This window comes from Ralstonia condita, from assembly GCF_958405655.1.
Taxonomy (GTDB): Bacteria; Pseudomonadota; Gammaproteobacteria; order Burkholderiales; family Burkholderiaceae; genus Ralstonia; species Ralstonia condita.
Genome location: NZ_CATYWO010000002.1, coordinates 135,085 through 161,177 on the forward strand (window position 1 = coordinate 135,085; position 26,093 = coordinate 161,177).

Here is a 26,093-nt window from a genome sequence, read left to right on the forward strand (position 1 = left end):
GGCCCACCTCTCATGGAACAGCCGCCTCCCGCCATCGACCTCACCACCATGCAGGCAGCCGCTGCCAATGCTTGCACTTTGCTCAAAGTGCTGGCCAATCCGGATCGGCTGCTGCTGATGTGCCGCCTGTCCCAGGGCGAACTGTCGGTGGGCGAGCTTGAGAACGCGCTCGGCATCCGGCAACCGACCCTGTCGCAGCAGCTGGGGGTTCTGCGTGACAACGGTCTGGTCGCGCCCCGCCGCGAAGGCAAGAACATTTTCTATTCCGTGGCGAGCGCACAGGCGCTTGCCGTCATGACCACCCTGTATGAACAGTTTTGTACCTACACTGATTCGGAGCCAACATGCTGATCGATATCGGTAACTTCACGCCCGGCCTGTCACTGGCTGGCGGTCTCATCATCGGCGCTGCAGCTGCGGTGCTGGTGCTCTTCAATGGCCGCATTGCCGGCATCAGCGGCATTCTCGGCGGCCTGCTGAGCCTGCCGCGCAAGGATATGGCCTGGCGCGTCGCCTTCCTTGCCGGCCTGATCGGGGCTCCCGTCCTGGCAAGCGTGCTCGGCAGGCCTGCCGTCGCGGATATCCAGGCGGGCTGGGGCGAGATCCTCGCCGCCGGTTTCCTGGTCGGCCTGGGCACACGCTATGCCAGCGGCTGCACGAGCGGCCACGGCGTATGCGGTATCTCCCGCGGTTCTGTCCGGTCGCTGGTCGCCACCATGACCTTCATGGCGGCGGGCTTCCTGACCGTCTTCGTGCAACGCCATCTGATTGGAGGCTGACATGACCTCGATTGCCGCATTGCTTGCCGGATTGCTCTTTGGCGTGGGCCTGATGATCTCAGGCATGGCCAACCCGGCCAAGGTTCAGGGCTTTCTCGACATTGCCGGGCGCTGGGATCCGTCACTCGCCTTCGTGATGGCAGGCGCGATTGCCATTGGTTCGCTCGCATTCCTGATTGCCAAACGCCGCCAGCGCTCATTCCTGGGGCTGCCTGTGCAACTGCCCGCCAGCACCGCCGTGACATTGCGGCTGGTGTTGGGGAGTGCCGCATTCGGCATCGGTTGGGGTCTGGCCGGTTTCTGTCCGGGTCCGGCACTGGTCGCCCTGGGCGCAGGCTACCCCAAGGCTATCGGGTTCGTGGCAGCCATGGTCGCGGGCATGGTCGTGTTCGAGGTGATCGACCGGGCGAAAGCCAAGTTGCAGCAGGCGTAAGCGCGCCGAGGTGGATCCATGGAAAACGTGATTGCCAGCAGCGCTGCCCTCGGGGCCGTCGTCGGACTGATCCTGGCGCTGACCGGCGCAGGCGGCGCCATCCTCGCGGTGCCGCTGCTGCTTTTTGTATTGCATCTGAACGTCGCCGAGGCCGCGCCGGTGGCGCTCCTTGCGGTGGGTCTGTCCGCTGCTGTCGGCGCCGTCATCGGACTGCGCGCGGGCATTGTTCGGTACCGCGCCGCCGCGTTGATGGCGGCCACTGGCACGGTGTTCTCGCCGGCCGGCCTGTGGCTCGCCCATCGTCTGCCAAACACGCCGCTGACCTTGATCTTTGCCGCAGTGCTCGCCTATGTGGCCCTGCGGATGTTCAAGCAGGCCAAGACGGTCACGAAGGACACCTCCCGCAGCGAGGAGCACCAGCAACCGTGCCAGCTCGACAACGAGACCGGCCGCTTTGTGTGGACAGCCGCGTGCACGCGCGCACTTGCGGTCTCGGGCATCGGCGCGGGCTTTCTCTCCGGCCTGCTTGGCGTGGGTGGCGGCTTTGTCATTGTGCCGGCACTCAAGAAAGCCACCAACGCCCCCGTGCATTCCATCGTGGCGACATCTCTGGCGGTGATCACGCTGGTCTCCGCTTCGGGAGTCGTGACAACCGCCTTGTCCGGGCGAATGAACTGGACGGTTGGCGTGCCCTTCGCCGCGGGTGCCGCCGTTGCCATGCTGGGCGGACGGCTCATTGCGGGCCGACTGAGCGGCCACCGGCTACAGCAGGGCTTTGCGCTCGTGGCCGGACTCATTGCCATCGGCATGGTGGCCAAGGTTGCGCTGGCGACTTGAGCCAGGCCTGACAAGCGTACCCGTTGATCGGTACGACATTTCTCAAGGAGACACTCTTGAACACAAGACAACTGCGCGCCCTGACGGTCGCGTTGCTGGCAGCAGCCAGCGTGCCTGCGATCGCTCAGACACCCACCGTCCCGTTGACCGCCCCGGACGAAGCATCGATTCCCAAGGGGCCGATGGGCGATGCGATCAAGCACGGCAAGGCGTTGCTCACCGACACGCACAAGCTCCTGCCCAACAACGTCGGTAACGGCCTGAACTGCACCAGTTGCCATCTGAATGGCGGGACGACCCCCTATGCGTCGCCCTGGGTCGGACTGACGGGTGCCTTTCCGGAGTACCGGTCCCGCAGCGGCAAGATCATCTCTCTTCAGGAACGCATCAACGACTGCTTCCAGCGCTCGATGAATGGCAAGCCGCTGGCGTTCGACTCGGCAGAAATGAACGACATCATGGCCTACATGAAGTGGCTGTCGACGGGTGTGCCGACCGGCACGAATGTGACAGGACGGGGCTTCGAGAAGATCGACACCTCGCTAGTCCCGAACCGCGAGCAAGGCAAGGCCATCTACGCGGCACAATGCGCCTCCTGCCACGGCGCCGAAGGCCAAGGCACCAAGAACCCGCAAGGCGGCTATTTCTTCCCGCCGCTGTGGGGCCAGGACTCCTTCAACGTCGGCGCAGGGATGGCGCGGCTGTACACCGCTGCTGCGTTCGTCAAGCACAACATGCCGCTCGGCCAGGGCGGCACGCTCTCTGCCCAGCAAGCCGTTGACGTGGCTGCGTACTTTACGCAGCAACCTCGCCCCGACTATGCGGCACGCGTCAATGACTGGCCCAAGGGAGACAGGCCGAAGGATGCCCGCTAGCGCATCACTGATGCGTATCGGGGCCATGACTTCACAAATCTTGTGCTACGTCATGCCCCGATTCTTGAGGCGGGTCAACAATGCAACCTAGGGTTCCATCGAATCACCCGCCAGCCGGACAGCCAGCGCAACCTGCCCGGCCTTGATGAACCAACCCGCGCAATCCTGAAGGAGGCTGCCATGCAAATGAATGTTGGAACGGTGGATCGCGTTATCCGAATCGCGGTCGGGTTGCTCTTGATCGGCCTGGCGGCAACGGGGCGCGTCGGCGTATGGGGCTGGATTGGGGTGGTTCCGCTCATCACGGGATTGTTCCGCTTCTGCCCGGCCTACAGCATCCTGGGCGTGAAGACCTGCTCGGCGCCCAAGCCCGACGCCAAGTCCTGACGCATCGATCAGCGGACCGGCTGACGGCCGGCTCGCACGCGCCGCGCAATGGCCTGCGCAACGAGCGGGGCCGCTGCGCAACAGGACCTCAGCTGCGGCGCGCGACCGTTTCGGTCAGCCTCGCACGGGCTGCAGCGTGATACGTCGATAGCACTGCTCGGTCTCACTCACGCTTCCCAGTTCGGTGCCGACATGGCCGAGCGAGGCCGTTGCCGCGGCGACGCCATAGCGAAACGCCTGCGGCACGTCGTCCCCGCGGTGGAGCGCCCACACCATTCCGCCGACAAAGCTGTCGCCCGCCCCGATCGTGCTCATGACGGTGACAGCGCCACCAGCCACGCGATCGACGCCGTCGCGCGTCACCAGCATCGCACCCTCCGCGCCTAGCGAGAGCGCAACCACCTGCGCATACCCCGCATCGACGATCTGCCGCGCCGCTTGCCCCCATTCGGCTTCGTTAGCCAGAGGCTGCCCGGTCAACTGCCGCAGTTCATTGAGGCTCGGTTTGATGAGGTACGGCGCGTGCGGCAGCGCGAGACGCAGAGCCTCGCCGGAGGCATCGAGCACGACCCTGGAGCCGCGCGCATTCGCGGCATCGATCGCGCGCGCGTAGAAATCGTCCGGCACGCCAGGAGCCAGGCTTCCGCTCAACACGAGATAGCGCGGCGCCGGATGCAGCGCGTCCAGTCGCGCCAGGCAACCTTGCCACTCGGCTTGGGTGATGACCGGGCCAGGCATGACAAACCGGAATTCGCGCCCCGAAGAAGCCTCCTTCACCGAAAAGTTCTCCCGCGTCTCCCCCGCGATCGGCAATACCGCAAAGTCCAGCCCCTCCGCCGTCAGCAAGCGCGCCAGGTTGGCGGCTGCTGCGCCGCCCCCCAGGTAGATGGCCTGACAATCGCCGCCCAGCCGACGCACCACGCGGGCCACATTGACACCGCCGCCGCCAGGATCGCAGCGAACCGGGCCGCAACGCATCTTGTGCGTATCGGTGAGGCGCTCGACCGCGGTGAAGAAGTCGATGGCCGGATTGACGGTCAGCGTAACGATGTCGGACATAGGACCTGAACGGATGAGGTGCAAAGCTGCACCTGCGGCGATGCGGTGGAAATGCCAGCGGGCGTCGCGACTTGACCGGCGCCGCGCACAAGCACTGTCGTGGAGAACGGTCCTGTTGGTCACGGCAAATGGAAGCGACCGCCTGCTGCACTGCTGCCATTCTCGCGGCTGCACGGGATGCCCTGCAACCGCAAGGCGATGACGGATGCGCTCGGTTCAGATGTGCAACAGGGCCAGCACGGCAAGGACTCCGCCCACCCCGCCGACGCCATACGAGAGCACCTGCATCCAGCGCCGTCGCGACAGCAGCGTGATGGCCGCCAGCGCAATCGAAACTTGAATGGCCACCACCGCCTGTGCCCACCGATGATGATGGTGTACCGCCTGCTCGCTGGCTTCATCGGCCTCCCTTGCCAGGCGCTCCTGCTCTTCAGCCTGACGACGAATGTCCTCCCTTTCCGTCGCGTAGCGCTGGGCTTCGCGCCGTGCGGCGGCCTGGTCGGTGCCCGGCAGTTGGGCGGTCAGCTCGGCAATCGCCTGCTTCTGCCCCTTGGCCTGGTAGTAGGCCCACCGATTGGCCGCTTCGGTCTTGTGGATGGCGGCTTCGTTCTTGGCGAGCAGCGCCGCGTTCTGCGTGGCGCCACCCTGGTAGCCGAAGATGGCGCCAGCCGTCGAGAGAATGGCTGTCATGACAGCGATGCGCCCGGCAAAGCTGTCGGCGTGGCCGCTCTCTGCGGCGTGTTCCAGCACGTGATCGTGCGCGCCGTGCACATGGAATCCTTCTGACAAGATTGCTCCCCGTTTTGATTTTGTAGATGGTGCGTGCCGTCTGGCGACGGGCCTCACAATGCATCGACTCGCCTGGAAAGGCAACGCCCGACGATGCGCACCTCCCGCGAGGCAGGTCACCTTTCAATTATGTAGGGCTCCCGAAAATCTGTGCGATTGCTGGCAGTTCAATGCCCAACAAACATCGACCACCTGTGCGGGAGCGCAGCAAAGTCGAAGAACGCCTTTCCCGAAAAGGATAGCGTGGTGGGCGACTACATGCCCAATGGCTTCATCCAGCAGCAGCGCTTTCGGTCACGCCGTCAGCAGAGTTGAGGCGTGTCATGCCCGTCGCGCCCGCCGCCCCGCGTCTCATTCGCTGTCTCGCTCTCGAACCGCATCCGGAAGGCGGCTTCTAGCGCGAAACCCATCGCAGTGAGGAACGCGTCCAGCGCGGCGTCGCGGCCGTCGAACGTGCGGCCGCCACCGCCATCTGTTCCTTGCTGGCCGGTGATGTCTATGCCGCCTGGCATCGGCTCAAGTCGGACGAGGTTCGGCATTTCCATACGGGCGAGGCGTTGGCGGTGCATGTGTTGGAAGACGACGGCGTGTTGCACACGTATTGCCTGGGCCACGCGGCCGACGACGACGAGGCGACTTGCCAGGTGGTGGTGCCCGCCGGTCGCTGGTTTGCGGCGGAGTGCCCGGCAAGCCTGCACGGCTATTCGCTTGTCGGCTGCTCGGTCCCGCCGGGCTTCGAGTTCTGTGATTTCGAACTGGCCGCGGGCATGCAAGGCCGTGTGCTGGTGGAACGGCATCCGGCACATGAAGTATGGATCCGGCGGTGACTATCCTAGCCTGCGGCAGGTGAGTCAGCACCACACCACGCTGTCATAGCCGACCGTGCGGCGATAGACGCTCATGCCATGCCACGTGCTGTATTCCATGTATGCACATGTCAGCACGACGATCCAGTTGGCTACCGTGGTGGATATATCACCTCCCTCGCTGCCCGCCCGATCGCAATTTGATCGGCACGCTTGCAGTCTATGAGAGGGGCGTCCAAAACCATTGCGCGAGCAACGACGCTTCTTGGCGCCTATTCCCGGGCCCGGCTCCTTGGAGGGCACGACGCGCCGCATGCATGCAACGGCATGAGCGCAGGCGCGCGCCCGCACATCCCGCCGCACGGTGGGACGACGCGGCGGGACGAGCCGCCGCCGACATGGGCATCCGCCCGCCGGGCACCAACCCGGGCAGGCGATGCCTCAACGTCAAAACGAATGGTGCACGCCGGTGCTCACCACGATCTGGCTGCGGTTGGCCGACACACCGACGCCGTTGATGGCGGCCGACGGCGCATCCCCGGACGCGCGCTGATACGTCCCCTGCACGTACACCTGGGTACGCTTGGAGAACGCATACACGTTGCCCAGGCTGAACTGGTTCCAGCGCGCGCCCTCGTACTTGCTGAACGTGTAACCCACGTTGAGCGTATTCGCGCCGCTGTAGTGCCACGCGGTGCCGAGGTCGACGTTCTGCGCGCGGGCGTTGGCACCGCCGAGCGTGATGCGCGTCTGCGTGTACACCGCGTTGATCTGCACCGGCAGGCTGCTGAACTGGTACAGCGCGCCAGCGCCGAACGACTTGACCGAGCTCATCGGCGTCATCGTGCCTGGCACCAGCGTCGTGCCCAGCGTGTTGGTGATACCCAGCCGGCCTGCGATGTCCAGTGCCCGATCATTCGACGCGGTATAAGCCGCGGCGGCGCGGAAGCCTCCGTTGGTGTAGTACGCGCCCAGGCTGTAGCTGCGGCTCTTGGTCGGCGAGCCCGGCACTTCGCCAAAGCCATACATGCCGCCCAGTTGCAGCCCGCCGAAGATGGGCGAGACATAGCGCACGGCATTGTCGATCTGGAACTGGTTGGCCAGGTTGTCGAAATTGCCCGGGTGGAACAGATAGAAGTTCGTCAGTTGGAAGCCGTTACTCAGACGGCCGAGGTAGTCGAACATGAAATCGGCCTGATGGCCGAGCTGTACATTGCCAAGGCTCTCATTCGACAGGCCAACCCAAGCCGTACGGTTGAAGAGCTTGCCGGCCACCACGCTATTGCCCGAGTCCCCCAGGAAACCCGACTCCAACTGAAAGATGGCCTGCGTGCCGTGACCGAGGTCTTCCGTTCCGCGAAAGCCGAAGCGATCCGGCTGCATGGTGCCTGGGTCCATGCGCAGCGCCGATCCACTGGTCGTGGCGCTCCTGACGTTGTTGATGTAGGCCACCCCCTGGTCGATGCTGCCGTACAGCGTCACGCTGCTCTGCGCCGCGGCGGTGCCGGTCAAGCCCATCGCCGCCAGGGCGAGAAGTGTCTTCCTCATGTCTTTCCTCCGGTGGCCGGGTTACCCGCCCGGCCGGTTGTTATCGCTGTCTTGGTGGACAAGCTCCTGGCGATCTGTTTCATATACAAAACGCCGTTTGATAAAAGAACTGCAGGTAAAAAAAAGCGCACGGCTGGTCAGGCCGGCGCGTCAATACTCAAAGATCGATCACCAGGCGCTTTCCCTTGCAGCCCGACACGCACACCATCATGGTCTGATTCGATGCGCGCTCGCTCTTGGAAAGCACGCTGTCACGATGGTCCGGCTCGCCTTCCAGTACGCGCGTCTCGCACGAGCCGCACACACCTTCCTTGCAGCTGTATTCGACCTCGACACCCGCTTCGAGCAGCGCGTCGAGCAGGGACTTGCCAGCGGGCACACACAGCTCGGCGCCGGTGCGCATCAGCTTGACCGTGTACTCGCCCTCCTGCACGGAGGCCACGGTGGCCTCTGCGGCAAACCGCTCGATGTGAACGTTGGTGTAACCGAGTTCCTCGCACGCGGCCTCGAACGCCCGCAACATCGGCCCCGGGCCGCAGCAGTAGAAATGCGTGTCAGCCGAGTGCCCCGCAAGCAGCGCCTTCAGATCCGGCGGGCCGCCGGCTTGCGCATCGAAGTGAAGACGCACCGCATCGCCATGCACAGCCAGCGCATCGACAAACGCCGCTTCGGCACGCGAGCGCGCGCAGTACAGCATCGAGAACGCCCTGCCGCGCTCGGCGAGCCGGCGCGCCATGCAGACGATCGGCGTCACGCCAATGCCTCCCGCCACCAGGACCGTATGCGGCGCACGCTCATCGAGTGCAAAGTGATTGCGCGGCCCGCCCACCTTGAGCGTCGAGCCGACGCGCAGTTGCTCGTGCACGTAGCGCGAGCCCCCGCGACTGTTTCGATCCAGCAGCACACCGACCACATAACGGTCACGCGCTTCCGGTGCGCCGCACAGCGAGTAACTGCGCACCAGGCCGTTGCCCAGGTGCAGATCGATATGCGCACCGGGGGCGTACTCGGGCAGCGTCTTGCCTTCCACATCGCGCAGCTCCACGCTCACGATGCCTTCCGCTTCGTAGCGCATCGCCTGCACCCGCAGGGTGAGGGGGGGATTCGTAGTCATGGCACGTCTCTCAACTTCAATTCAGCGCTTTTCCGTCAGGAACTTGCCTTCCGGCCCGCCGACGTTTTTCTGACGGCGCGTATGCCCGTCGATTCCGCCTTCGATGGCCCACTCGGCGAACACGGTCGGCCCGGGCTCGAAATCACGCGGCTGCCACTCGCCGTCAAGCTGGTCTTCATCGGCGTAGTACTCGATCAGGCCGCCCGCCGGATTCTTGAAGTACCAGAAGTACGCCGACGAAATGGGGTGGCGGCCGGGGCCGAGCTGTGTATCCCAACCGCAGCGCGACATCTGCATGCCACCGCCAAACACTTCGTGAATGTCGCGTACGGTGAACGCCACGTGGTTGAGCCCGCTCCTGGCCTGCGGCGTCTGCAGCAGAAAGAGGTCGTGATGCCCGCCCTCCGGTTCACATCGCAGGAAAGCGCCACGGCCCGGGTAGTGATCGGACGGTACAAAGCCGAGCTTGTCGATGTAGAAGCGCTCCGTGGCCGCCACGTCCTTGACGAAGAACACGACGTGACCCACTTCGATGGGCGTAGCGCGTTCGTAGATGGGGCTGGGCTGGTTCACGCGCGGTTTGTCGGTCCAGGTGTTCATTGCCGCGCATTGCACGTCGATGTCGCGCTTGCGCGAGCGCTGCACACGCACGGCGAGGCCGTTCGGATCGGTGCAGCCGACACGGCCGTCAGCGTTGACATAGCCGGGCTGCCCAGCCAGGACATCGGCCAGGCGGTCGAGCACGGCTTGAGAGTCCGCTCCCCAGATCACCTCGCGCAACGTGGGACCGGATTCCATTGCGGGCGGGAGCGACGCATCGTCCGTACGCTTGACACGCACGCGGCACCCATTGAGCGTTTCGAACAGCAAGCCACTGCCGTCTTCAGGCAGCAGCGCGAGGCCCCAATCCTGGAAGAACTGTTTGCATGCTGCAAGGTCATCGGCACCGTAGACGATTTCGTCGATGCCCCGGATCGTATTCATCTTCCTCTCCTGCTTTGCGCCGTGGGCCGGCGAAAGCCGCCCACGGTCGCTTTGAATCATTGACGCGTCCGCGCCCTGGTCATTCATTTGGGCGCCGCGGAATGCGCGGCTGCCGGGATGCCCGGTGCGGCCAGCGCGCCGCTGCGCAGCAAGGCCAAGCCACACACCAGCACGACGAGTTGCGTACCGACCAGGCTGCCAAAGCCTGCGGCAAGGCCACCGCCGTTCCCCTGGGCAATCACGACGCCCATGACGGCCGGCATGAAGCCCGCCACCAGACTGCCGACGCCATTGACGACACCGAAGGCACAAGCGACATGTTCAGGCGCGGCATTGAACTGCACGGTGCTCGGAATGGCCGGGCTTTGCAGACCCCAGCACAGGCTGGCTGCGGTCAGCCAGTAGGCTGCGGCATAGCGATCGGTGCTATTGATGGCCAGCAACACCGCGATGGCCACGCCCAGGCTGCCCAGCACGAACACCAGCGGCACACGGCGACGCGGAATGATGTCCAGCAGCAGGCCGCCCAGCAGCACACCCAGCACCGCCGCGTACTGCGGCATCGAAGCCATCCAGCCCATCTCGCGAAGCGAAAAGCCGCGCGCTTCCTTCAGGTAGGTCGGCAACCAGTTGCTGCTGCCCCACAAGTACGACAGGAAGGCCGCGGTCAACACCGTCATGGTGAGGATGTGCCGGGTATGAAAGGCGCCGCGGAACATGTCGCCCACCGTACCCAACGCGGCTGGGAATGACTCAGGCTTGGGCATCGCTGCGTAGCGAGCCGGCATGCGCACAAAGGCCAGCACCAGCGGAATGCCCAGCAGCAGATTGCACAGGCCCAGCAGATGGAAAGAGGCTTCCCAGTCGGCGTTGGCAATGGCGTAGCCGACCAGCGGATACCCCACGGCCAGACCAATGCCGGTGCCCATGTTGAAGATGGCATTGGGCTTGCCGCTCTCACGGCTATCGAAATGGGCCTTGATGTATGACGCGCCCAGCGAGAACAGCGGCCCTTCGGCAAAGCCGAGGATGAAACGCGATCCGAGAAGCTCCATGTAGCTGTGGAACCACGGCGAGGCAATGGTGATCACGCCCCACAGACCCAGTCCGTAGATCAGGCTGCGGCGCACCCCGAACAGCGCCGCGCAGAACGGCGTGAACACGATCGCAGACAGCCCGTACCCTGCCATGAAGGCCGTGGCCAGCAGGCCCTGGCCGCTGCGGTCACCAGCGGCAATGCCCATGTGCTGGAGAAAGTCGTGCTGCGTGATCAGCACAGCGATATTGATGCGGTCCACATAGGAAATGGCCACCACCAGGAAGAGCGTGATCACGCCCAGCCAACGTTGCGATGTCGCGTTCATTGCGCACCTCCGTGCATTTGCAGCGCAAGCGCATGCGTTGACTTGGCGGGGGTGCCCTGACCCAAAACGATGTTCATTGGTTTGTCTCCTCCACGCTGCACTAGGCCTCAATTGGCCCAGGCCAGCGGTTGTTCATTCAGGCCCCAGTAGAGGCTCTTCTGTTCCATGTACTGCAGGATGCCGAGGCGGCCCTTCTCGCGGCCCAGGCCGCTGTCGCGCCAGCCGCCAAACGGCGTCGAGATCGAGAACTGCTTGTAGGTGTTGATCCACACGTTGCCGGCCTGCACCGCGCGGCCGACGCGCCAGGCGCGCTTGTAGTCGCGCGTCCAGATGCCCGCAGCCAGCGCATAGACGCTGTCGTTGGCTTGCTCGATCAATTCGTCTTCATCGTCGAACGGCATGGCGACGAGCACCGGACCGAAGATTTCTTCCTGGCAAATGCGCGCGCTGTTGGTCAGCCCTTCGATGATGGTCGGCGTGTAGAAGTAGCCCGACTCGCACCCGGCGACGTGCGGACGCAAACCGCCCGTGCGCAGGTGGCCGCCGTCTTCCACGCCCATCGCCACGTAAGATTCGATCGACTCGCGGTGCCGGTCGGTAATCAGCGGGCCCATCTGCGTGGATTCATCGGCCGGATTGCCGACACGCAGGCGTGCTGCGCCAGCGGCCAAGCGGTCCATGAACGGTTCATACAGTGAACGCGCCACAAACAGACGTGACCCTGCGATGCACGACTCGCCCGACGAACTGAAGATGCCGTACAGCACGCCGTTGACTGCGTGATCGAGGTCAGCATCTTCAAACACCATCGTCGGCGACTTGCCGCCGAGTTCGAGCGACACCGGCATCATCTTGTCGGCGGCAATGTGCGCGATATGGCGGCCCGTATTCGTGCCGCCTGTGAACGACACGCGACGCACCAGCGGATGCTTCGTAATCGCATCGCCAATGACGGAACCCTTGCCCGGCAGCACGCTGATCATGCCCTTGGGCACGCCCGCTTCCTCACAGATGGCGGCAAGCTCCAGCGCCATCAGCGGCGTGACTTCTGCCGGCTTGACGACGACGGCGTTGCCCGCAGCTAGCGCAGGTGCCATCTTTTGCGCCTCGCTGGCGATGGGCGAGTTCCACGGCGTGATGGCCGCCACCACGCCCATGGGCTCATGCACGCTCATCGTCAGGCAATCGCCACGCGCGGGCGTGAGCGCCTCTTCCAGCGTCTCGCACGCAGCACCGAAGAACTGGAACGTGGCGGCAGCGCTTGCCACCAGGGCGCGCGTCTCGTTGATCGGTTTGCCGTTATCCAGCCGCTGGCGTTGGGCCAGTGCTTCGCTGCGCGAGCGGATCAGCTCCGCCACGCGATACAGGACAGCGGCGCGCTCGTGCGGCTTGCGCTGCGCCCAGCCGCTGGACAGAAAGGCGCGGTAGGCACCGGCCACGGCTTCTTCGACATCGGCGACGCTGGCGGCGTTGAGTTCAGCCACCACTTCGCCCGTGGCGGGGTAACGGGTGACATAGCGCTCGCCAGTGCCAAGGCGCCATTCGCCAGCAATGCAGATGGGCAGCAAGGACGTTGCGGTTGCGTTCAAGATAGAGACAGTCATGGCGCAATGGCCTCGCTTAAATCGAAACGGCGTGCGCGCGGTTGCCCAGCGCACGCACTACGCTGAACACCGTCAGCGCAGAAGTCTTGGGATTGGCCGCCAGCGGCTTGCCGCGCATCGTCAGCTCGAAGCCGCCAAAGGCGCCGCGCGCCTCGACGTGATGGATGTTCTCGTCCACCGTCGGATCGGCCAGCAGCTTGACGTGCGTGTGCTCAAGCCCGAGGCCCGCCAAGGACAGCGTGGCCGCCACGTTGGCGTTTTTTGGGAACAAACGCGCAGCTTCACGGGCGTTGCCTTCAAAGATCACGGTCGGCTCGCGCAGCGCATCGAGGTCGAACTGCTGATCGGCCGGCGTGTCCTTCCAGGCGCGCGGCGGCTTGCGGCCGGTGTAGACCACCGCATCCAGGCCGCCCACGCGCGCAGCGGCCAGTGCATCGATGGCCCCGATGGCACCCGACAGCAGCTGCACTTGCGCGTTGCCACGGCGGGCCGCGGCTTCCAGCCGTTCGGCCACGCCGGGTTCGGACAGCGCACCCACCGATACCACCAGGCAGTCGATGCCCTGCTCCAACGCCGGCAACACATGCTCTTCAAGCGCATTATGGCCAGCACATTCGACCAGCAGATCAGGATGGGCGTCCGCCGACAGATGCGTCGTGACACGCGCATTCGGCGCGAACGGGGCGATGGCCTCGCGCGCCTTGTCCATCGCGTGCTCGGGCACGATCACGGCGTCAAAGCACACATCCGGATCGCTCTTGAGCAGTTCCAGTACGCCTTGCCCGATTGCTCCGCACCCGACCATCGATACATGCAGCATGTCTGGCTCCTTCAATTGGCTCAGTTGCGCGTTCACGCCACCACCGTCGTGCGCTCGGCGGCGCGTTCGCCCTGGCCATCCTTGGCTTGTTGATTGACGGGCGGGCCAGCAAAGATGGTCTTGAAGCTGCCGATGGAGAGCATGTCGATCTCCATCAGGAACGGCCCCTCGCTGCTGGTGGCTTCCTTCAATGCGCTGCCCACGTCGGCCAGATCCGACACGCGGCGATGGCGCAATTGCAGCGACTGTGCGAGTGCCGCGTAGTCCGGCGTGTGCAGATCCACGTAATGGCGGCGGCCGCCGTACTGCGCGTCCTGAATGTTCTTGATGACGCCGTAGCCCTTGTCGTTCATCAGCACGATGACGAGGTTGGCACGCTCCTGCACGGCGGTCGCCAGCTCACCCAGGTTCAGGATGAAGCCGCCGTCACCGGCCAGACAGAACGTGGTCTTGCCCGATCCGGTTGCTGCCGAGCCGACCGCCGCGCCAATGCCCATCGCCAGACCCTGGCCGATGCCGCCACCCAGCGCATGCACACCAGCACGCGAATCAAAAATACGGAGTTGGCGATTGCCCCACGTGCTGTTCGACACCGTCACGTCGCGCACCCAGTTGAACTCGCGGCCCACTGCGGCTTGCAACGCCTCCACCAGCTTTGCGTACGGACCGAGGCCATCGACCAGCCCGCGCACCGCCGTCTCGTGTGCGACGCGCAGGTCGGCAGCGAACGTCGCATCGATCTGCATCTTCTGTTCCAGCCGATCAGCCAGGCCATCCAACGCAAGCGCCGAATCGCCGCACACGAAGTAATCGCTGGCGTAGCAACGGCCCTCCGCCGACGCATCCGCATCGATGCGGTACAGCGGGCGCGGCAGCTTGAGTTCGTACTTGAGCGTTTCGTTGCCACGCAGGCGCGAGCCGACGACGACCATTGCATCGCACGTCTGGTAGAACGCTTCGACCGGCTTATGCAGGTTGAATGCGCCCAGCGAGCGCGGGTCATCTTCCGGCACGATGCCGCGGCCCTGCGTGCTGGTGACCACGCCAAAGCCCAGATCCATCAGGCGCTTGACCTGCTTCGCGGCGTGGCGGGCGCCACCGCCGAGCCACAGCATCGGGCGGCGCGCGCGCGACAGGCGTTCAGCCAGTTCATCCAGCGCGTGGGCCGACGGCACATGCTGAGGCACCTGCAGCGGGCGCAGGTCGTCCGGCATCGGGATCAGCGCGGCTTGAATATCGATGGGAATCTCTACGCTCACCGGGCCCGCCGGCGCCGTCAGCGCGGTCTGTACGGCTAGCTTCATCGTGCTGATGGCGGTATCGGCGCTGCGCACGCGGAAGGCCGCCTTGGAAACGGCCTTGAGCATCGTGAGCTGGTCCGGCGCTTCGTGGATGTACGCGAGGCTCTGGTCCAGATAAGGCGTCTCGATCTGGCCCGTAATGTGCAGCAACGGTGTGCCGGCGGTCAGTGCTTCGACCATGGCGCCCGCGGCGTTGCCAGCCGCGGTGCCGGTGCTGGTCAGGCAGACACCGAGGCCGCCCGTGGTACGGGCATAGGCGTCGGCCATGTTGGCGCCGCCGGCTTCACCGCGCGCCATGATGAAGCGGATCTTGCCGCGCTCGCCCATCGCATCGAGGATGGGCATGTTGTGGATGGAGATGACACCAAAAGCGGCCTTGACCTCGCAGGCCTCCAGGAAGGCTGCAATCGCGTGGCCCACCGTGACCAGTTGCGGTTCCTGTTGTTGTCTATTAAGCATGACGGGAGTGTCCTCCGGAGATATCGATGTGGCTGCCCGTGGTGTACGAAGACAACGGCGAGGCAAGGAACAGAATGGCGCGGGCTGCTTCTTCCGGCAGCCCCAGGCGTCCAAGGGGAATATGTTTTTGCGCGGCCAGGCGGCGCGTCCACGCGGCCCAGTCGAGATGGCGATCTTCTTCGGGGCGAGCCTCGAAGCGGCGGCGCCATTGGCCCGACTCCACCAGCCCGATCAGGATGCCGTTGACGCGCACGCCCTTCGGTGCAAATTCGGTCGCCATCGAGCGCACGAGGTTGAGCACACCCGCACGTGCGGCCGAGGTGGCCACCATGTGCGGCTCGGGCTGCTGCGCCAGCAGCGAATTTACGCAGACGATCGCGCCGTGCTCCGAGCGCTCGAGTTGCGGCAGGAAAGCGCGCGTGGGATGAATCACGGAGAAGAACTTGAGCTGCAGCTCCTGCGTCCACGCGGCATCGTCGGTATCGGCAAACGTCGAGACGCGGCCCTGGCCGGCATTGTTGACCAGCATGTCGACGGGGCCAAGCGCTTGCGCCACGGCATCTGCAAACGCTGCCATCTGCGCGGCGTCGAGCACGTCGCACGTTGCAGCAAACAGCCGGGCGTTTGGGAAGCGGCTGCGCAGACCTTGTTCGGCTTGCGCGAGACGTTCGGCATTGCGCCCGCACAGCGCCACGGCGGCACCGGCTTCCAGCAGCAGTTCAACGGTGGCGAGGCCGATGCCGGAGGAGCCTCCGGTCACAACGGCGGTCTTGCCAGTGAGGTCGATCATCGGCATGGTCATTCGCGGAACAGGTTGACGACCTTGCCGCCGGCGGGGCGGTAGTCCAGCAGGTAAGACAGCTCGCCGGCGGCGGCGCGCACCTTGTCGATCATCAGATCGAGCTGTGCCGCGTCGATGCGCGGCGACGGAATGGTCGTGCCGAGTGCAGCCACCACCTTGCCGGCGCGATCCAGGACGGGCGCAGCAATCGTCGAGATGTTGGCTTCGAAGAAGCCTTCCTGCAGCACGTAGCCGTGTTCGCGGTCGCGCTGGACCATCTCGAACAGCTCTTCCACCGTGCGCGGCGTGTTGGCGGAAAACACTTCCAGCTGTGGCTCCGGATAAAGCTGGCGCAGTTCAGCCAGCGACAGATCGGCCAGCAGCACACGACCCAGCACGGTGGCGTGAGCCGGCAGGCGCGTGCCGACATTCACCGAACTGGTAAACGGCGTGGGCGCCACCGATTTCGCCACATAGACGATCGACCGGCCATCGCGCACGACGAGGTTGCACGGATAGTGAATCTCGTCACGCAGGCGATCAAGCAGCGGGCGGCCCAGCTCGGTGAGCTCCAGCGAGGCGAGATATTCAAAGCCCAGGCGCAGCACCGCCATGCCGAGACGGAAATCGCGGCCGCCGTCTACGCGCTCGATGAAGCCCATCACTTCAAGTGTGGTCAGCAGGCGGAACACCGTGGAGCGCGGCACCTTCAGGCGGCGCGCCAGTTCCGGCGCCGACAGGACGCGGTCTTTGTGGCTGAATTCGCACAGGAGGCGCAGGCCGCGTTCGAGGCCCGGCACGATGTACTTTTCCTGCACGTCTTCTGAAATGAGGTCGTTGCTCATACGTCTTGGCGCTTAGGCGTTTTGAGATTGGGAGAGAACGGCGTGTTCGATCCAGCCTGCGACAGCGTCAGGCGCATCGATATAGGAGGCATGCCCCGCAGCCGGTACTAGCGCAAAAGGCAGACCGAACGTCTTGGCCAGCGCTTCGCAGCCTTGCGGCGGCGTGATGCCATCCACATCGCCGCAAGCGACTTGTGCCGGCGTCGATGCGGGGCGTTTGCGCAGATAGGCGCCGATGTCGTCGCCGCTGAGCATCGCCACGGCCTGGCGGTAACCGCCATCGTTGAGGCGCTTCATGTTCCAGCGCACCCAGGCACGCTCTTCGTCGGTGGCATTCGGGCGCAGCAGGTGCGCATGGCGCGACTCCGCCATGCCGGCGATGCCGAACTGGTCCAGCGTTGAAAGACGTTGCGCTTGCACGGCGCGCGACTTGTCTTCCTGCCCCGGCTGGCCGTAGCCCTGCGCAGGGTTCAGAAGCAAGAGGCACTTCGGCTGCATCGCCGCTGGCGCGGCGGCCACATACGCCGAAGCCATCAGCGCGCCCAGCGAGTGACCGACGATCGCATCCGGAGCTACATGCAGCGCAGCTAGCCATGCCTGCAGCCGCAACGCGTAGTCGGCGGCGCGCGGCGCTGCCTCTGCGAGCGGCGTGGAATTTCCGTAGCCCGGCGCATCCCATGCCAGCACACGCATGTTGTGCGAAAGAACCTGCGCGCAGGGCAGCCATGATGCAGCGCTGGAGCTGATGCCGTGCAACAGCACCACCACCGGCCCACGCTCGCCCCATTGCCGATAGCCGATGCGATCGCCACGCACGCTGATCACGACGGTGTGTTCGGCGAAGTCGCCGCCCAGCACGGCAAGCGCGTCGGCAACACGGAACGGATGGGAAGACATGACAGCCTGCACGCTCATGGCATCAACGCTTGATCTTGGCGAGCGGGTGCTCGGGCGGGTACGTCGGTGTGATCGGCTTCTTGGCGCCGAGCATCACGCACATCAGCGCGTCTTCATCGCCGATGTTGATTTCTTCGCGGTACACGCCGGGCGGCACCGAGACGAGGTCGCGGTCGGTCAGGATGGTCTCAAAGCGCTCACCGTCCTTCTCCAGCACCAGCTTGAGCTTGCCGCGAATGACGAAGAACACCTCCTCCACATCGGTGTGCAGGTGCGACGGGCCTTCGTGACCGGCCGGAATGACCATGGTCGAAAACGTGAAGTGCTCCGCCGGCACCGTGTTGGTGTCTGCCGCCACGCCCGTGCCGCCCGTGCCGAGGTAGCGCATTTGCGCACGGCGGTATTTCGGGTCGAAGTCGGCCTGGAACTTGAGGGCGTCCCAGTCGTAACGGCGGGTGGAAAAACGGGCCACGCGGCTGTTCATCCAATCTTCAAACGACGCGCCTTCCGGGCGGTCCCACGTGCGTTGCACTTGCTGTTGTTCGGAGAGATCGCTCATCGAATACCTCTTCTGAATGGTGTGTGGATGCATTACTGCATGACGAAACCGCCGTTGACGGCCAGCGTCTGGCCCGTCACGAATCGGGAAAGATCGGACAGCGCGAACAGCACGGCGCCGCACACGTCGTCCGGCACCTGATCGCGCGAGATGGCACGCTGGTCGCGGTAGAGCGCATGGCGGTGCGCCGGTACGTATTCGGTGGCTTCCACCAGCGTCAGGCCCGGCGCAATGGCGTTGACGGTGATGCCGTCTGCGCCGCATTCGCGCGCCAGAGACTTGGTCATGCCGATGACGGCGCTCTTGCTCGCCACGTAAGCCAGCAGGTTCGGCGCGCCCCACAGCGGTGTGTCCGACGACAGGTTGACGATCGCACCGCGGCCCGAAGCCTTGAGCGCCGGCAGGCAAGCGGTCGTCATCAACCAGGTGCCGCGCACGTTGACGTTCATCACGCGGTCCCAGGTCTCGACGTCGATCGACGATGCGTCGCGCCCGCCCGAGTTCGTGATGGCCGCGTTATTGACGAGACCATCGAGACCGCCCAGCGCTTGCACCGCAGCGGCGGCACAGGCCTGAATCGAAGGCGGATCGGCCAGATCAAGCGTGAAACCATGTGCCTCGAAGCCTGCCGCACGCAGTGCCGCCGCTTCCTCCTGCACGCGCTCGCCAAGAACGTCGGCCAGCGCAACCGCGCCACCGGCTTCGGCAATCGCCTTGGCAAAGGCCAGACCCAGTCCGCGCGCAGCGCCCGTCACGAGCACCTTGCGGCCGGCCAGCAATCCGGCAGTTGAATCGCGCTCAGGCATGTTGAGCTTCCGTGGGAACAGGCTTGAGCATGGCGACAGGCGCATCGGCCAGTTCAGCGGCGGCGCGGCGTGCCAGCACGCGGCGGATACGCGTGATGCCGATGTCGTGCTGATACAGCGTCTCGTGATCGCGCGCTTCAGGCGCCATCGATTCGAGCACCACGCGATCCTGCTCCAGCACATCCCAGTGCAGGCCTTCCAGGCGGTTGCGATACAGGAAGCGCCACACGTCGCGCTGCCAGCCCTGTACGTGGCGGGTGCGCCAGAAGTAGACGATGCAGTGCTCCTCATCCACCGGCGTCACGATGCCGATGATGGTGAACGGGCCGCCCGGGCCAACCTTCGGTTGATACGGAATCGACAGGCGCAGCCACATCGTGCCGGTCTCGCCAAACTCGGTCCAATCGAAGTTCACGCCGCGCTGGCCGGTCTTCTGGAACATGATCCCGTGGTCGGTTTCGACGACTTCCATCACGGCCTTCTTCTCGCCGCTGGCCATCGAATGCGACACGGCGTGCAGGTAGGCGCCGTGCATCGGATCCATGACGTTGTCGATGGCATAGCGGTAGTTGACGTTCCAGTGTGCGAAGCAGAGGAAGTGGCTGTGCTCGTCGCTGGTCAGCTCTTCAGGCAGCCGCAGCGTGCCGACGGCGTCGTCGAACTCCGACGGGGCCTTGTCGCCAAACCAGAGGAAGATGGCGCCGGCACGTTCCTGCACCGGGTAGCTGCGCACGCAGGTCTTGCCCTCCATGGGGCAAGCGTCGACAGCAGGTACGCTCGTCACCGTACCCTGGCCGTTCACTTCAACGCCGTGGTACCAGCAAGCCACGTGGTCGCCCAGGTTCCAACCCATCGACAGGCGCGCACCGCGATGCGGGCAGCGGTCTTCCAGCGCATGCACCTGGCCAGCGGTATCGCGCCACAGCACGATGTTCTGGCTCAAGCGGGTGATGCCCACCGGCGCGTTCTTCACATTCCACGACGCCGCCACCGGATACCAGTAGTTGCGCAGACCGGTGTTGATGCGCGCTTCCTTCTGCGCTTCCTTGTTGCCTTCCATTGCTTGCCTCTTCTGATGGGGTTGAGCCGGGCGCCTCTGCGGGCGACTCGGCGTCGAATCGTGTTGGTCCCAGCCCGGCTCAGGCGCCCAGGCGGCGCATCTCGGCCAGGAATGTGTCTTCCGTCCAGGTCTCGCCGCCGGCGGCATTGCGCGGGCCACGCTCGTTCAGCACGGTGACGATGTCGGCGGGCGTTTGCGCGCCACCCAGGAATGCCGCTTCCAGCGAATCGGCCAATTGGTTCTCATAGGCGGTCGGCTCGGCAGCGCGCGTCTGCCACACCAGATTGGCGACGTGACCAGGGCGCTCGACACGGCCCTTGCCGGCGACGTTGTTCGGAGAAATCGGCTCCCACGGAGCGAGGTCTGGGTTGTATAGCGGTTGCATGTCTGTCGACTCCATCACGTTTCGCTTGTTTTACCTATGAAACGTCTGTTAATATCTGGAACACAGGTGCAACTATAGACCGCGTCTTCGAAATCGCAGATGCGGGATTACCCTATGGTTTCCAAAAAGGAAGACTGCGTCACACGTCGGCCAGGCGGCCGACAAAAGCTTGGGGCATCGAGCTAGCGCAGGCGCGCCAGCAGACGTCGTCCAGCATCGACGACCGAGCGCTCGCTGGTCATCTGGTACCGCACGATCATCCCCTCCACGCATAGCAGCGCTTCTTCGGCGATCGCCTTTGGGCGCGGATAGCCGAGACGCTTGGCCAACTCCGCCAGATAACTCGCCAGTTCGGCCTTATGCAGGACGGCCTTTTCCACCAACTGCGCGTCACCGGTTTCCGTACCGGATTCGGCAACGAGGTTGATGAACGCGCAACCGCGATACGTTTCGGTGTCGAACCACGTGGCCAACACGTCCGCCAGCACGTCGAGGTCAGCACGCCTGGCAAGGCGCGCTTCCGTCGCCTCACGAAACCACGCCATCCACCGTTCGTGTCGTGCATCCAGGAAGGCTGCGATCAAATCGCTCTTTGACGGGAAATGCCGGTACAGCGACATCTTTGCCACGCCCGACTCAGCGATGATTCGGTCGATGCCGGTGGCACGAAACCCTTCCTGCAGGAACAGCCGCTCGGCGGTTTCCATGATGCGATCGCGGGCGGAGAGGATTTCGGCAGTCTTGGCCATGTCGATGAACGTGAAGGCAATGCTTCAGTATGGTCTTGACAGACAGACCTGTCTACTCAATTATGTAGACAGACCTGTCTCATAAAACCGTGACTTCTGCTTTTCCGACCCCTCATGATGATTGCCGCCCCGCTCGAGCGGCGCTCTCGCCGTTGCCGCTGTGGCGCCTGCGGCTGGCAACGGCTTATATCGAAGAGAACCTTGGCAGGGCGGTCCGGCTGGAAGACGTTGCACGGGCGACGGGCCTCACGCGCATGCACTTTGCTGCCCAGTTCCGCGCGGCCACGGGCGTGCGTCCGCACGCGTATCTTTTGCATCGGCGCATCGAGCGCGCCAAGACCTTGCTGATGAGACTGGACGCTACGATGGTCGAGATCGCGCTGGAGGTTGGCTTTCAGAGCCAGGCGCACTTCTCGACGGTATTCAAGCGGCTCGCGGGCGATAGCCCGTCGACCTGGCGACGACGCGCGCTCGATCAACTGCATGGCTGAATGCACGACGCCCGGCCAAGACCGGGCGCCTCATTTTGGCCGACCGCGTCACAAACCCAGCGCAGACAACCCCGGGGGATCGTCCGGGCGACGCCCAAGCGGCCAGAAGAACTTACGCTCCTCCGCCTGGATCGGCAGGTCATTGATGCAGGCATAGCGGCGCTGCATCACGCCGTGCTCGTCAAACTCCCAGTTCTCGTTGCCATATGAGCGGTACCAGTTGCCGGAATCGTCATGCCACTCATAGGCAAAGCGCACGGCGATGCGGTTGCCGCCAAAGGCCCACAGTTCCTTGATCAGGCGGTAGTCGAGTTCCTTGCGCCACTTGCGCGTGAGGAACTCGACGATCTGTTCGCGCCCGTTGACGAACTCGGCGCGGTTGCGCCACTGGCTATCCGGCGTGTACGCGAGCGCGACGCGCTCCGGGTTGCGGCTGTTCCAGCCGTCTTCGGCCAGACGCACCTTTTCGGTGGCAGATTCGAAGGTGAACGGCGGAACCGGCGGGCGGGTTTCATTGGCAGACATTGGCAACTCCTTGGCAACGGCAATCGTGGAGGCTGCCGCGCCAACGACGCAGCAGCACGCACAAAGTCTGCCCAACCGACTGCCTCGCCGATACCAGGAACGCACGGGGTCTTTCGCGAACGCACGATTCCCGCACCGCACGCCTACAGAAATTTGCGATAAACAACGAAGCCGGATTTCTCAGCCACGGTGTCGTAAAGCCTCATCGCCGTGGTGTTCGTTTCGTGGGTCTGCCAATAGACGCGGGGCAAGCCCGCCTCTGCGGCGCGGCGATAGACCGCCTCGATCAGCGCGCGACCGACGCCCTGCCCGCGTGCGGCTTCGGCGGTGAAAAGGTCTTGCAGATAGCAGCTCATCTGCACCTGCGTGGTACTGCGATGGAATAGGAAATGCACGATGCCGAGCAATGCGCCCTCCCGCTCGGCAACCAGGGCATAGACCGGCTCGGCTTCATCGAAGAAACGCTGCCAGGTCGTCTGCGTGACGGTGTCAGGTAAGGCTGTTTCGCCCGCGCGTCCGTAAAAGGCGTTGTAGCCATCCCAGAGAGGTTTCCAGGCAGCGAAGTCGTCTTGGCGGATGGGGCGGATCTGCAGGTCGTCGGGTGTGGGCATGGAGGGCTGAATGGAGCGGGTGGCAACGCTCGCGCATTCTGCCAGCCGGCTGCCCTGCGTGCAGCCAGCCTTCCCACCGTTTGGCTTAGCTTGTGCTTCCGTGCCTCGGCTGCCATGTGGGGCGACGCCATGAGCAGCGCGTGTGCAGCGCACCGCCCTAGGGATTGTCCGGAGACAAGTCGTTGCCGGAAGAAAGTTTGCTGAAAGCCTCGACCCACTAAAGTGCGCTCCATGGCCCGGTCACGACCCGGTACCGGGCAGTGCGATCTCCACGCACATCAGCGTCACTACGATAAGGGTCGGGTGTTGTACCAGCCATACCGCCGGACCACATGGGATGTCAGTCCGGCGTCCGCTTCAATCGGTCTTTCCTGCTGTCAACCTTGCAGCCCACCGTCCTCCCGGTGGGCTGTTTTCTTTTCAGGGCTGTGCTGGATTGGGCAACACCAGACGCTGCGTCAGCCGCTGCACCATCGGTGCCGCAATCAGCACGATGGTGAACGCAGCCGGCCAGGCCAGCACGAAGGCATGCGCCCAGCGCGCGAGAAAGTCAGGGCTGATACCGGCGTTGATCCAGCCGATCCAGCCGGTCATCAACAGCGACATCAGGCCGGACATCAGCCACGCAAAAAGGATACGAAGACGTGTGGGAGTGGAAACGGGCATCGACATGGCGGTTCTCCTTGCAAGCCATCAAATGTGATTGACGGTATGCTAGACAACCGCGTTTCGAGAAACTATAGACGTTTATTGAAACTTAAATTCCGAAAATGGAATCATGCTCGACGATTTGGCTCTCTTTGTTTCCATCGTGGACCGCGGCAGCCTGCAGGCCGCGGCCCGCCATGCCAACCTGCCGCCCGCCACGCTCACGCGGCGCCTGCAGAAGCTCGAGACAGCGCTTGGTTGCCAGCTTCTGCTGCGCAGCGCCCGCAGCCTGAAGCCCACGCCGGAAGGCCAGCTTTATTACGAGCAATGCCGCCCGCTGCTGACCGCGCTTGCGCAAACCACGGCCACGCTCGACGACGATCTCAACCAGGTGAAGGGCACCCTGCGCGTGCTGGCGCCGCTGAACCTGTCGCGCGGGCTGCTCGCACCCGCCTATGCGAGCTTCATGGCGACGTGGCCGGAGATCCGTCTGGAGTTGTTGCTCAGCAATCGCAATGAAGACGTATGGCGGCATGGCGCTGATCTTGCCATCCGCGTCGGGCAGCAGGACGACCCGAAGCTGCGGCAGCGCCGGCTGGGCGTAATCGGGATCGTACTGGTGGCGTCGCCAGCCTACGTAGCGGCACACGGCATGCCGGCACACCCGCGTGATCTGGCGGCGCATCGGCTGCTGGTGGCGTCGCCCATCTCCACCTGGCGCTTCACGTCGCCCGACGGCAAAGAGACCATCGAAATGCAGCCCGACGCCCAATGCGAGGTGAACGATATTGAAATGGCAGCCGCCCTCGCGGAAGCCGGGCAAGGGCTGCTGTATTGCCCGCGCACCCTATGCCATCGGGCGCTGGAGGCCGGCCAACTGGTGCGCGCCCTGCCTGATTGGCGCACACCGCAGCGCCCGATCTATGCTGTGTGGCCGCAGCAACAACTGCCCCGCAAGGTGCGAACCTTGCTGGAGCATCTGGCCGAGTTCGCAGCGGCAAACCCGCTGCTGCAGGACTATCCCGACGCGCCAGCCTCATCGCTCGCACACCCGCACACGGTGTGACGGCGTGCGCGGATGCAACGTCAGGAAAGTCTCGCATTGTCAAACGGCAAAACCGGCTCCTAGCATGCCGTTGAAGCGTCTCACCCCTGAACCGACATGGAGCCCGCCGATGTCCGCCCCCGCCGCTTCTGCGCACTCAAGACATGGCCCGCCAGTCGCACGCCAGCAGTCTTCCCATGTGGTGCATTCCGGCGACGTCCGGCTGTTTGCGCGCATGACGCAGCCCGACGAGGCGGCCGCACGGCAGCGCCCGGCCGTCATCCTTGTGCACGGTTATCCGGATGACAGTTCCGTCTGGAATGGTGTGCGCGACGCATTGGCGCGCCATTGCCGCGTCCTCACGTTCGATGTGCGTGGCGCAGGCCTGTCGGATGCGCCGACCGACACCGCTGCCTACCGCATTGCGCAGTTCGTGGATGACCTCGCCGCGGTGGCGGACCTGCTGTTGCCCGGCGAGCGATTTCACCTGGTCGGCCACGACTGGGGTTCCATCCACAGTTGGGAATCCGTGACGACCGATCGGTTACGCGGGCGCATCGCGTCGTACACGTCGATTTCCGGACCATGCCTCGATCACGTCGGCCACTGGATGCGCAGCCAGCTTGATGTCGGCACATGGGCAGCGAAGCGCGCTGTCTGGAAGCAACGGCTGCAGTCGTGGTATGTCGGCTATTTCCACTTGCCGTGGGTGCCGGAATGGTCATGGCGCCTGTGGGCCGCACGTGCGTGGCCGTGGTGGTTGCGCCAGACGGAAGGCTTGCACGGCGCGGGGCGGCGGCCATCCCTGACGCGCGATGCGTGCAACGGTCTGTGGATGTATCGCGCCAACTTTCGCGAGCGGCTGGCCCACCCGCAGGTACGCGCGCCGCACGCCCCCGTGCAGTTGATCGTACCAACCCACGACCGCTACGTGAGCCCTGCCGTCACGCGCGCGGTCGAAGCGTGGGTATCGCACTATTGGCGGCACGAAATCGATGCAGGCCACTGGCTGCCGATGCGCCGTCCCGAGTGGGTGGCCGATTGCATCCGCCGGTTTGCCGACTACCTGGACTCCGGACACGAACCCGCTGCGCTGCAACAAGCGCGCGTACCCGGGGTGTCCGCCGCATTAGAAGATCCTATCCAACGCAAACGTTGACGTTCCTTGCATCAGGCTGCAATCATCATCCGCCGATAACGCTGACGGCGCGCCACGATCTGGCGCCCGAACGGCTCGACCGGCCGGTTTCGCGAGAACCGCGATGCCCGGTCATCGACACAAAAGACAGGGACAAGACGATGAAAAGCAAGGTCGTGGTGTACGGACCACTGTATGGAAAGTGGTACGCGATCCTCGTCAACGACGGTGTGGCTGCCGAATCGACGCCATTCGAATCGTACGAGGCCACCCTGGACTTCGCCTCGCGCAGGTATCCGGCACTCGAGCAGGAGCGACAGCCCTATGCCCGGGGCCGCGATGATGACCACCGCGCAAGTCCCGCCGAAGAAACAGCGCAGGTCTGAGGCAGCGC

General features: G+C 64.5%; 30 protein-coding genes and 2 pseudogenes. 12 read left to right on the forward strand and 20 right to left on the reverse strand.

Annotated features, from left to right (window positions below; genetic code table 11):
* Positions 1–12 precede the first annotated feature (12 nt).
* The 6 genes from R2N03_RS07130 to R2N03_RS07155 all read left to right on the forward strand — a co-directional run bounded on the left by R2N03_RS07130 (position 13) and on the right by R2N03_RS07155 (position 3,311).
* Positions 13–351 carry an ArsR/SmtB family transcription factor gene (locus R2N03_RS07130; RefSeq protein ID WP_316656834.1) on the forward strand — a complete coding sequence of 113 codons (339 nt, stop codon included), beginning with the start codon at positions 13–15 and terminating at the stop codon, positions 349–351.
* Complete coding sequence (locus R2N03_RS07135; RefSeq protein ID WP_316656836.1) at positions 345–779, forward strand: YeeE/YedE family protein; 435 nt, start codon at positions 345–347, stop codon at positions 777–779. Before R2N03_RS07130 ends, R2N03_RS07135 begins: the two co-directional genes overlap by 7 nt.
* Position 780: 1 nt before the next feature.
* Complete coding sequence (locus R2N03_RS07140) at positions 781–1,212, forward strand: DUF6691 family protein (protein WP_316656838.1); 432 nt, start codon at positions 781–783, stop codon at positions 1,210–1,212.
* Between the two features lie 18 nt (positions 1,213–1,230).
* Positions 1,231–2,049 (forward strand): sulfite exporter TauE/SafE family protein, encoded by an 819-nt coding sequence (locus tag R2N03_RS07145; protein ID WP_316656840.1) that lies wholly within the window; start codon positions 1,231–1,233, stop codon positions 2,047–2,049.
* 56 nt (positions 2,050–2,105) lie between these two features.
* Positions 2,106–2,924 (forward strand): c-type cytochrome, encoded by an 819-nt coding sequence (locus R2N03_RS07150; protein WP_316656842.1) that lies wholly within the window; start codon positions 2,106–2,108, stop codon positions 2,922–2,924.
* Positions 2,925–3,104: 180 nt separating this feature from the next.
* Positions 3,105–3,311: a YgaP family membrane protein gene (locus R2N03_RS07155; RefSeq protein WP_316656843.1), complete on the forward strand. Its 207-nt coding sequence runs from the start codon at positions 3,105–3,107 to the stop codon at positions 3,309–3,311.
* A gap of 114 nt (positions 3,312–3,425) precedes the next feature.
* On the opposite strand, the gene R2N03_RS07160 is transcribed toward R2N03_RS07155, so the two are convergent.
* Together R2N03_RS07160 and R2N03_RS07165 are read right to left on the reverse strand one after the other, a co-directional pair.
* Positions 3,426–4,370: a 1-phosphofructokinase family hexose kinase gene (locus R2N03_RS07160; RefSeq protein WP_316656845.1), complete on the reverse strand. Its 945-nt coding sequence runs from the start codon at positions 4,368–4,370 to the stop codon at positions 3,426–3,428.
* Positions 4,371–4,586: 216 nt separating this feature from the next.
* Positions 4,587–5,159, reverse strand: a complete 573-nt coding sequence (locus tag R2N03_RS07165; protein WP_316656847.1) for a DUF4337 domain-containing protein — start codon at positions 5,157–5,159, stop codon at positions 4,587–4,589.
* Between the two features lie 183 nt (positions 5,160–5,342).
* Between R2N03_RS07165 and R2N03_RS07170 the strand changes: the two are divergent.
* Both R2N03_RS07170 and R2N03_RS07175 read left to right on the forward strand, forming a co-directional pair.
* Positions 5,343–5,474: pseudogene (locus tag R2N03_RS07170) on the forward strand (sterol desaturase family protein); the annotation flags it as partial.
* 8 nt (positions 5,475–5,482) lie between these two features.
* Positions 5,483–5,986, forward strand: a pseudogene (locus tag R2N03_RS07175) (cupin domain-containing protein).
* A 426-nt stretch (positions 5,987–6,412) separates the two neighbouring features.
* Here R2N03_RS07175 and R2N03_RS07180 read toward each other — a convergent pair.
* From R2N03_RS07180 to R2N03_RS07250, 15 genes are all read right to left on the reverse strand, one after another.
* The gene (locus tag R2N03_RS07180) at positions 6,413–7,513 is read right to left on the reverse strand and encodes a porin (RefSeq protein WP_316656849.1); all 1,101 of its coding nucleotides are present in this window, start codon (positions 7,511–7,513) and stop codon (positions 6,413–6,415) included.
* A gap of 157 nt (positions 7,514–7,670) precedes the next feature.
* Positions 7,671–8,627: a PDR/VanB family oxidoreductase gene (locus tag R2N03_RS07185; RefSeq protein WP_316656851.1), complete on the reverse strand. Its 957-nt coding sequence runs from the start codon at positions 8,625–8,627 to the stop codon at positions 7,671–7,673.
* Between the two features lie 21 nt (positions 8,628–8,648).
* Positions 8,649–9,611 carry a VOC family protein gene (locus R2N03_RS07190; protein ID WP_316656852.1) on the reverse strand — a complete coding sequence of 321 codons (963 nt, stop codon included), beginning with the start codon at positions 9,609–9,611 and terminating at the stop codon, positions 8,649–8,651.
* An 83-nt stretch (positions 9,612–9,694) separates the two neighbouring features.
* On the reverse strand, positions 9,695–10,975 hold the full coding sequence (locus tag R2N03_RS07195) for an MFS transporter (RefSeq protein WP_316656854.1): 1,281 nt from the start codon (positions 10,973–10,975) through the stop codon (positions 9,695–9,697).
* Between the two features lie 107 nt (positions 10,976–11,082).
* On the reverse strand, positions 11,083–12,579 hold the full coding sequence (locus R2N03_RS07200) for an aldehyde dehydrogenase (protein WP_316656856.1): 1,497 nt from the start codon (positions 12,577–12,579) through the stop codon (positions 11,083–11,085).
* Between the two features lie 16 nt (positions 12,580–12,595).
* The gene (locus R2N03_RS07205; protein WP_316656859.1) at positions 12,596–13,399 is read right to left on the reverse strand and encodes an aspartate dehydrogenase; all 804 of its coding nucleotides are present in this window, start codon (positions 13,397–13,399) and stop codon (positions 12,596–12,598) included.
* A gap of 32 nt (positions 13,400–13,431) precedes the next feature.
* Positions 13,432–15,159, reverse strand: a complete 1,728-nt coding sequence (locus tag R2N03_RS07210; RefSeq protein WP_316656860.1) for a thiamine pyrophosphate-binding protein — start codon at positions 15,157–15,159, stop codon at positions 13,432–13,434.
* Positions 15,152–15,955 (reverse strand): SDR family oxidoreductase, encoded by an 804-nt coding sequence (locus R2N03_RS07215; RefSeq protein ID WP_316656862.1) that lies wholly within the window; start codon positions 15,953–15,955, stop codon positions 15,152–15,154. The genes R2N03_RS07210 and R2N03_RS07215 overlap by 8 nt, the downstream gene beginning before the upstream one ends.
* 2 nt (positions 15,956–15,957) lie before the next feature.
* The gene (locus tag R2N03_RS07220; protein WP_260804160.1) at positions 15,958–16,785 is read right to left on the reverse strand and encodes an IclR family transcriptional regulator; all 828 of its coding nucleotides are present in this window, start codon (positions 16,783–16,785) and stop codon (positions 15,958–15,960) included.
* A gap of 12 nt (positions 16,786–16,797) precedes the next feature.
* The gene (locus R2N03_RS07225; RefSeq protein ID WP_316656867.1) at positions 16,798–17,700 is read right to left on the reverse strand and encodes an alpha/beta fold hydrolase; all 903 of its coding nucleotides are present in this window, start codon (positions 17,698–17,700) and stop codon (positions 16,798–16,800) included.
* A 4-nt stretch (positions 17,701–17,704) separates the two neighbouring features.
* A complete protein-coding gene (locus R2N03_RS07230; protein ID WP_024974097.1) occupies positions 17,705–18,241 on the reverse strand; it encodes a cupin domain-containing protein in 537 nt (178 codons plus the stop codon).
* 32 nt (positions 18,242–18,273) lie between these two features.
* Positions 18,274–19,047 (reverse strand): SDR family oxidoreductase, encoded by a 774-nt coding sequence (locus R2N03_RS07235; protein ID WP_316656874.1) that lies wholly within the window; start codon positions 19,045–19,047, stop codon positions 18,274–18,276.
* A complete protein-coding gene (locus tag R2N03_RS07240) occupies positions 19,040–20,107 on the reverse strand; it encodes an aromatic ring-hydroxylating oxygenase subunit alpha (RefSeq protein ID WP_024979224.1) in 1,068 nt (355 codons plus the stop codon). Before R2N03_RS07240 ends, R2N03_RS07235 begins: the two co-directional genes overlap by 8 nt.
* Before the next feature lie 79 nt (positions 20,108–20,186).
* On the reverse strand, positions 20,187–20,492 hold the full coding sequence (locus R2N03_RS07245) for a recombinase-like helix-turn-helix domain-containing protein (RefSeq protein ID WP_316656879.1): 306 nt from the start codon (positions 20,490–20,492) through the stop codon (positions 20,187–20,189).
* Between the two features lie 182 nt (positions 20,493–20,674).
* The gene (locus R2N03_RS07250) at positions 20,675–21,241 is read right to left on the reverse strand and encodes a TetR/AcrR family transcriptional regulator (protein ID WP_316656881.1); all 567 of its coding nucleotides are present in this window, start codon (positions 21,239–21,241) and stop codon (positions 20,675–20,677) included.
* A gap of 89 nt (positions 21,242–21,330) precedes the next feature.
* Between R2N03_RS07250 and R2N03_RS07255 the strand changes: the two genes are divergently transcribed.
* Positions 21,331–21,732, forward strand: coding sequence for a helix-turn-helix domain-containing protein (locus R2N03_RS07255; protein ID WP_316656883.1), 402 nt, complete (start codon positions 21,331–21,333; stop codon positions 21,730–21,732).
* A gap of 48 nt (positions 21,733–21,780) precedes the next feature.
* Here R2N03_RS07255 and R2N03_RS07260 read toward each other — a convergent pair whose 3' ends face one another.
* The 3 genes from R2N03_RS07260 to R2N03_RS07270 form a co-directional block, all read right to left on the reverse strand.
* Positions 21,781–22,257, reverse strand: a complete 477-nt coding sequence (locus R2N03_RS07260; protein ID WP_316656886.1) for a nuclear transport factor 2 family protein — start codon at positions 22,255–22,257, stop codon at positions 21,781–21,783.
* A gap of 143 nt (positions 22,258–22,400) precedes the next feature.
* Positions 22,401–22,868, reverse strand: coding sequence for a GNAT family N-acetyltransferase (locus R2N03_RS07265; RefSeq protein WP_316656887.1), 468 nt, complete (start codon positions 22,866–22,868; stop codon positions 22,401–22,403).
* A gap of 420 nt (positions 22,869–23,288) precedes the next feature.
* Complete coding sequence (locus R2N03_RS07270; protein WP_012430481.1) at positions 23,289–23,540, reverse strand: DUF2798 domain-containing protein; 252 nt, start codon at positions 23,538–23,540, stop codon at positions 23,289–23,291.
* Positions 23,541–23,646: 106 nt separating this feature from the next.
* On the opposite strand from R2N03_RS07270, the gene R2N03_RS07275 reads away from it, so the two are divergent.
* From R2N03_RS07275 to R2N03_RS07285, 3 genes are all read left to right on the forward strand, one after another.
* Entirely contained in the window at positions 23,647–24,582 is a 936-nt protein-coding gene (locus R2N03_RS07275) for a LysR family transcriptional regulator (RefSeq protein WP_316656893.1), read from the forward strand.
* Positions 24,583–24,691: 109 nt separating this feature from the next.
* Positions 24,692–25,720, forward strand: coding sequence for an alpha/beta fold hydrolase (locus tag R2N03_RS07280; RefSeq protein WP_316656895.1), 1,029 nt, complete (start codon positions 24,692–24,694; stop codon positions 25,718–25,720).
* Positions 25,721–25,860: 140 nt separating this feature from the next.
* Positions 25,861–26,085, forward strand: a complete 225-nt coding sequence (locus R2N03_RS07285) for a hypothetical protein (RefSeq protein WP_012430484.1) — start codon at positions 25,861–25,863, stop codon at positions 26,083–26,085.
* Positions 26,086–26,093 lie beyond the last annotated feature (8 nt).

Excerpts from the sequence above, each read along its gene's own strand:
- R2N03_RS07130 (WP_316656834.1), top strand. The coding sequence starts at position 13 with ATGGAACAGCCGCCTCCCGCCATCGACCTCACCACCATGCAGGCAGCC.
- R2N03_RS07135 (WP_316656836.1), top strand. The coding sequence starts at position 345 with ATGCTGATCGATATCGGTAACTTCACGCCCGGCCTGTCACTGGCTGGC.
- R2N03_RS07140 (WP_316656838.1), top strand. The coding sequence starts at position 781 with ATGACCTCGATTGCCGCATTGCTTGCCGGATTGCTCTTTGGCGTGGGC.
- R2N03_RS07145 (WP_316656840.1), top strand. The coding sequence starts at position 1,231 with ATGGAAAACGTGATTGCCAGCAGCGCTGCCCTCGGGGCCGTCGTCGGA.
- R2N03_RS07155 (WP_316656843.1), top strand. The coding sequence starts at position 3,105 with ATGCAAATGAATGTTGGAACGGTGGATCGCGTTATCCGAATCGCGGTC.
- R2N03_RS07160 (WP_316656845.1), bottom strand. The coding sequence starts at position 4,370 with ATGTCCGACATCGTTACGCTGACCGTCAATCCGGCCATCGACTTCTTC.
- R2N03_RS07180 (WP_316656849.1), bottom strand. The coding sequence starts at position 7,513 with ATGAGGAAGACACTTCTCGCCCTGGCGGCGATGGGCTTGACCGGCACC.
- R2N03_RS07185 (WP_316656851.1), bottom strand. The coding sequence starts at position 8,627 with ATGACTACGAATCCCCCCCTCACCCTGCGGGTGCAGGCGATGCGCTAC.
- R2N03_RS07190 (WP_316656852.1), bottom strand. The coding sequence starts at position 9,611 with ATGAATACGATCCGGGGCATCGACGAAATCGTCTACGGTGCCGATGAC.
- R2N03_RS07195 (WP_316656854.1), bottom strand. The coding sequence starts at position 10,975 with ATGAACGCGACATCGCAACGTTGGCTGGGCGTGATCACGCTCTTCCTG.
- R2N03_RS07200 (WP_316656856.1), bottom strand. The coding sequence starts at position 12,579 with ATGACTGTCTCTATCTTGAACGCAACCGCAACGTCCTTGCTGCCCATC.
- R2N03_RS07205 (WP_316656859.1), bottom strand. The coding sequence starts at position 13,399 with ATGCTGCATGTATCGATGGTCGGGTGCGGAGCAATCGGGCAAGGCGTA.
- R2N03_RS07210 (WP_316656860.1), bottom strand. The coding sequence starts at position 15,159 with ATGCTTAATAGACAACAACAGGAACCGCAACTGGTCACGGTGGGCCAC.
- R2N03_RS07215 (WP_316656862.1), bottom strand. The coding sequence starts at position 15,955 with ATGCCGATGATCGACCTCACTGGCAAGACCGCCGTTGTGACCGGAGGC.
- R2N03_RS07220 (WP_260804160.1), bottom strand. The coding sequence starts at position 16,785 with ATGAGCAACGACCTCATTTCAGAAGACGTGCAGGAAAAGTACATCGTG.
- R2N03_RS07225 (WP_316656867.1), bottom strand. The coding sequence starts at position 17,700 with ATGAGCGTGCAGGCTGTCATGTCTTCCCATCCGTTCCGTGTTGCCGAC.
- R2N03_RS07230 (WP_024974097.1), bottom strand. The coding sequence starts at position 18,241 with ATGAGCGATCTCTCCGAACAACAGCAAGTGCAACGCACGTGGGACCGC.
- R2N03_RS07235 (WP_316656874.1), bottom strand. The coding sequence starts at position 19,047 with ATGCCTGAGCGCGATTCAACTGCCGGATTGCTGGCCGGCCGCAAGGTG.
- R2N03_RS07240 (WP_024979224.1), bottom strand. The coding sequence starts at position 20,107 with ATGGAAGGCAACAAGGAAGCGCAGAAGGAAGCGCGCATCAACACCGGT.
- R2N03_RS07245 (WP_316656879.1), bottom strand. The coding sequence starts at position 20,492 with ATGCAACCGCTATACAACCCAGACCTCGCTCCGTGGGAGCCGATTTCT.
- R2N03_RS07250 (WP_316656881.1), bottom strand. The coding sequence starts at position 21,241 with ATGGCCAAGACTGCCGAAATCCTCTCCGCCCGCGATCGCATCATGGAA.
- R2N03_RS07260 (WP_316656886.1), bottom strand. The coding sequence starts at position 22,257 with ATGTCTGCCAATGAAACCCGCCCGCCGGTTCCGCCGTTCACCTTCGAA.
- R2N03_RS07265 (WP_316656887.1), bottom strand. The coding sequence starts at position 22,868 with ATGCCCACACCCGACGACCTGCAGATCCGCCCCATCCGCCAAGACGAC.
- R2N03_RS07270 (WP_012430481.1), bottom strand. The coding sequence starts at position 23,540 with ATGTCGATGCCCGTTTCCACTCCCACACGTCTTCGTATCCTTTTTGCG.
- R2N03_RS07275 (WP_316656893.1), top strand. The coding sequence starts at position 23,647 with ATGCTCGACGATTTGGCTCTCTTTGTTTCCATCGTGGACCGCGGCAGC.
- R2N03_RS07280 (WP_316656895.1), top strand. The coding sequence starts at position 24,692 with ATGTCCGCCCCCGCCGCTTCTGCGCACTCAAGACATGGCCCGCCAGTC.
- R2N03_RS07285 (WP_012430484.1), top strand. The coding sequence starts at position 25,861 with ATGAAAAGCAAGGTCGTGGTGTACGGACCACTGTATGGAAAGTGGTAC.